Raw genomic sequence first — 3,177 nt, 5'->3', positions numbered from 1 at the left:
TCGAAAATAGAAAAATTTATTCTGTAGTTTCCAAATGCGTTAAAAACTTTATATACAATGACTTTGTGGCTTAATTAATCTTGTAAACTGGTGTTCAAAAATATAAGTCAAATCAGTGAAATCATTTTATTTTGTTGTAACATATGTCATAATAATTATGAGGTGAAAATATGGCTAATGTTTATTATGGTAGAGGTTACGTATATTCTATACAATACCATATAGTTTGGTGTGTAAAGTATAGACATAAAATTTTAACTAATCAAATAGAACAAAGATTAAGGGAAATACTTAACAATATAGCAGAGAATAATAAATTTAAAATACTTCTTATGAATACAGATTTGGATCATATTCACTTGCTCATAGAATGTTCACCACAACATTATATACCTAATATAATAAAAGCTCTAAAAGGTGTTAGTGCAAGGTTGCTGTTAAAAGAGTTTCCAGAACTTAAAGAAAAATTATGGGGCGGACATTTGTGGAATCCATCTTATTTTATCGCAACAGTTAGTGAAAACACAGAAGAACAAATTAAACAGTATATCCTATCCCAAAAAGAAAAGTAGGTGTAAATATGGAAAAAGCTTTTAAGTTTAGGCTTTATCCAAACAAAAAACAAGTTGAGCTTATAAACAAAACCTTTGGCTGTGTTAGATTTATTTACAATTATTACTTAGATAAAAGAATAAAAGCATATCAAGAATATGGAATAACACTAAACTATAACAAATGTTCATCAGATTTAACACAGCTTAAAAAGAAAAAACAATGGCTAAAAAAAGTAGATAAATTTGCACTTCAAAACTCATTAAAGGATTTAGATAAAGCATTTCAAAAATTCTTCAAAGAAGATGCAGGGTTTCCAAAGTTTAAAACCAAGAAAAATGGTTACCAAAGCTATAGAACGACATTTACAAATAATAATATCGAAATCAAAGGAAATAGAATAAAACTTCCAAAGTTAAGCTTTGTAAAGTTTGCGAAATCAAGGGAAATAGAAGGTAAAATATTAAATGTAACTATAAGCAAAACACCTACTAATAAATACTTTATTTCAATATGTTGCAGGATAGAAGAAGTTAAAGAAAAAGAAAAAGCTAACAAAATGATAGGGATAGACTTGGGAATAAAGGATTTTCTTATAGATAGTGATGGAAATAAAATACCTAATCCTAAATACTTAAGCAAATTAGAAAAAAGGCTTGTAAAAGAGCAGAGAAAACTTTCCAAAAAACAAAGAGGAAGTAGCAACTTTAGAAAACAAACAAAAAGGGTTGCAAAGATATATGAAAAGATAAAGAACCAGAGGAATGACTTTTTACAAAAGCTATCCTTTAAAATTATAAACGAAAACCAAGTTATAGTTTTAGAGGACTTAAAGGTTAAAAATATGTTAAAGAACGATAAATTATCAAAGTCAATATCGGATGTAGCATGGTCGGAATTTGTTAAGATGTTAGAATATAAGGCAAAATGGTATGGTAGAACAATAGTTAAAATAGATACATTTTTTCCGTCAAGTCAGATTTGCAGTATATGTGGTTATAAAAACAAAGAAGTAAAAAACTTAAACATAAGAATGTGGGAATGTCCAAAATGCAAAACAATTCACGACAGGGATGTGAATGCGAGTATAAACATACTAAATGAAGGAAAAAGAACATTAGGGATAGCATAAAATATATAAAGTAGGGTAGGGACTACCCGAAGTTACGCCTGTGGAGATAGTAGGTTACGAGGTCTATGAAGCAGGAATCTTACGACTTTAGTCGTAGGAGGTTCAAAAACAAAGATATCCAGAATAGAAGAAATAATTAGTTCAGCGGAGAAAAATGGGTTTAATTTTCTAAAGATTGAGACAATCGGTGAAGGAGAAGAAATAGAATTAGAAAGTAAATTTTTAGAATTATTAGAGAAAAAAGGCTATCCGATGCTACATTTGATTTCAAATGAAGATTATCGCATAGGATTAAATAGGGTAAAAAGTGAAATGAAGAATGGTCCTATCGAAAGAAAAGCAGCGGGTGGGACTTTAGTTTGGTTAATTAAGTAAGAATGAAAAAATGTAAAATTGAGATAGATGTATTTCGCTAGCCTATTTATAATCAGATATTTTCTAGAATTACTTATTCTATTTATGAGTAGTGGTTCTAGATTAGATGTTTGATTTTTATGCATTATCTTATTTTTGTAATATGGGACAAATGATTACAATGATATGAAAAATAGAGGAATTTACAATTTGATAGAAAGTTTTTTTCATTGAAACTAGTGAAACTGTCATGCGACATGTGGTAGACTGTGAAATAAGCAAGATTGTTTGGAGGGATATAGATTGGGAAAATATATTTTGTATAGCGATCAAATGTCAGCAGACAATGAAAAAGTACATATTAAAATGAAACAGTTATTAGGAAATGGCAATTTATCTTTAGGGTATATTCCTTCAACTGGAGATAAAGATCGAAAATATTTTAGTAATATAAAAGCATTTTATAAAAGCTATGGTATTCAGGAGTTTATATTTTTTGATTTAGGCGAAGAATATGATGAGTCAAAAGTAGATGATTTATTATCATGTAATGTTATTCATTTATCAGGTGGAGACCCCATATTTTTATTAAACAATATTAAAAAAAGAAATCTTAAACCAGTTTTAAAAAAGTATGCTGATAATGGAATTATTATCGGAGTTAGTGGCGGAGCTTGTAATATTGGGGCAAATATATCACTGTTTAAGTTGTTTACAAGTAATCTTGATGAAGCATTAGGTAGTAGATGTCAACTTAATTCTTTAGAATTAGTTGACTTTGAATTTTTACCACATTATAACCGTTGGAATAAAGAATTTAAAGATAACGTAAAGGAGTATTCAAAACGGACTGGAAGTGTAATTTATGCTTGTAATGATGGAGATGGAATAATAGTAAATGATGGGGAAGTTGAATTTGTGGGTAATATAATCAAAATAATTGATGGAGAAGAAATGTAAAGGGAATGGCCACACGATCACATAACATGAGATTTAAGGTCCTACTATTATGATTCATAATCTAAATGATTTTGGATTTCTGACTTTAATCGAGTAGGAGGTAGATGATTAATTCATCTACCGACCTCTCACACCACCGTACGTACCGTTCGGTATACGGCGGTTCATTAGGTTAAGTT

At 29.2% G+C, this 3,177-nt stretch carries 4 protein-coding genes; all 4 read left to right on the top strand.

Going from position 1 to position 3,177, the window contains the following annotated elements; genetic code table 11:
- Nucleotides 1-170 precede the first annotated feature (170 nt).
- The 4 genes from tnpA (at nt 171) to BUB51_RS12305 (ending at nt 2,998) form a co-directional block, all read left to right on the top strand.
- Nucleotides 171-572, top strand: coding sequence for an IS200/IS605 family transposase (gene tnpA, locus BUB51_RS12315; RefSeq protein WP_073198114.1), 402 nt, complete (start codon nt 171-173; stop codon nt 570-572).
- Nucleotides 573-580: 8 nt separating this feature from the next.
- Complete coding sequence (gene tnpB, locus BUB51_RS12310) at nt 581-1,684, top strand: IS200/IS605 family element RNA-guided endonuclease TnpB (RefSeq protein ID WP_073198112.1); 1,104 nt, start codon at nt 581-583, stop codon at nt 1,682-1,684.
- 252 nt (nt 1,685-1,936) lie between these two features.
- Nucleotides 1,937-2,059, top strand: a complete 123-nt coding sequence (locus BUB51_RS13630) for a hypothetical protein (protein ID WP_278294523.1) — start codon at nt 1,937-1,939, stop codon at nt 2,057-2,059.
- Between the two features lie 282 nt (nt 2,060-2,341).
- Nucleotides 2,342-2,998 (top strand): Type 1 glutamine amidotransferase-like domain-containing protein, encoded by a 657-nt coding sequence (locus BUB51_RS12305; RefSeq protein WP_083599629.1) that lies wholly within the window; start codon nt 2,342-2,344, stop codon nt 2,996-2,998.
- Nucleotides 2,999-3,177: the final 179 nt, after the last annotated feature.

It is taken from the genome of Caloranaerobacter azorensis DSM 13643 (genome assembly GCF_900129995.1).
Classification (GTDB): Bacteria; Bacillota; Clostridia; order Tissierellales; family Thermohalobacteraceae; genus Caloranaerobacter; species Caloranaerobacter azorensis.
The sequence above is the reverse complement of the archived record's forward strand: the minus strand, read 5'-3'. Positions and strand labels throughout refer to the sequence as shown.

Bases quoted from the DNA above. Each gene is read 5' to 3' on its own strand.
- tnpA (WP_073198114.1), top strand. From the start codon at position 171: ATGGCTAATGTTTATTATGGTAGAGGTTACGTATATTCTATACAATAC.
- tnpB (WP_073198112.1), top strand. From the start codon at position 581: ATGGAAAAAGCTTTTAAGTTTAGGCTTTATCCAAACAAAAAACAAGTT.
- BUB51_RS13630 (WP_278294523.1), top strand. From the start codon at position 1,937: ATGCTACATTTGATTTCAAATGAAGATTATCGCATAGGATTAAATAGG.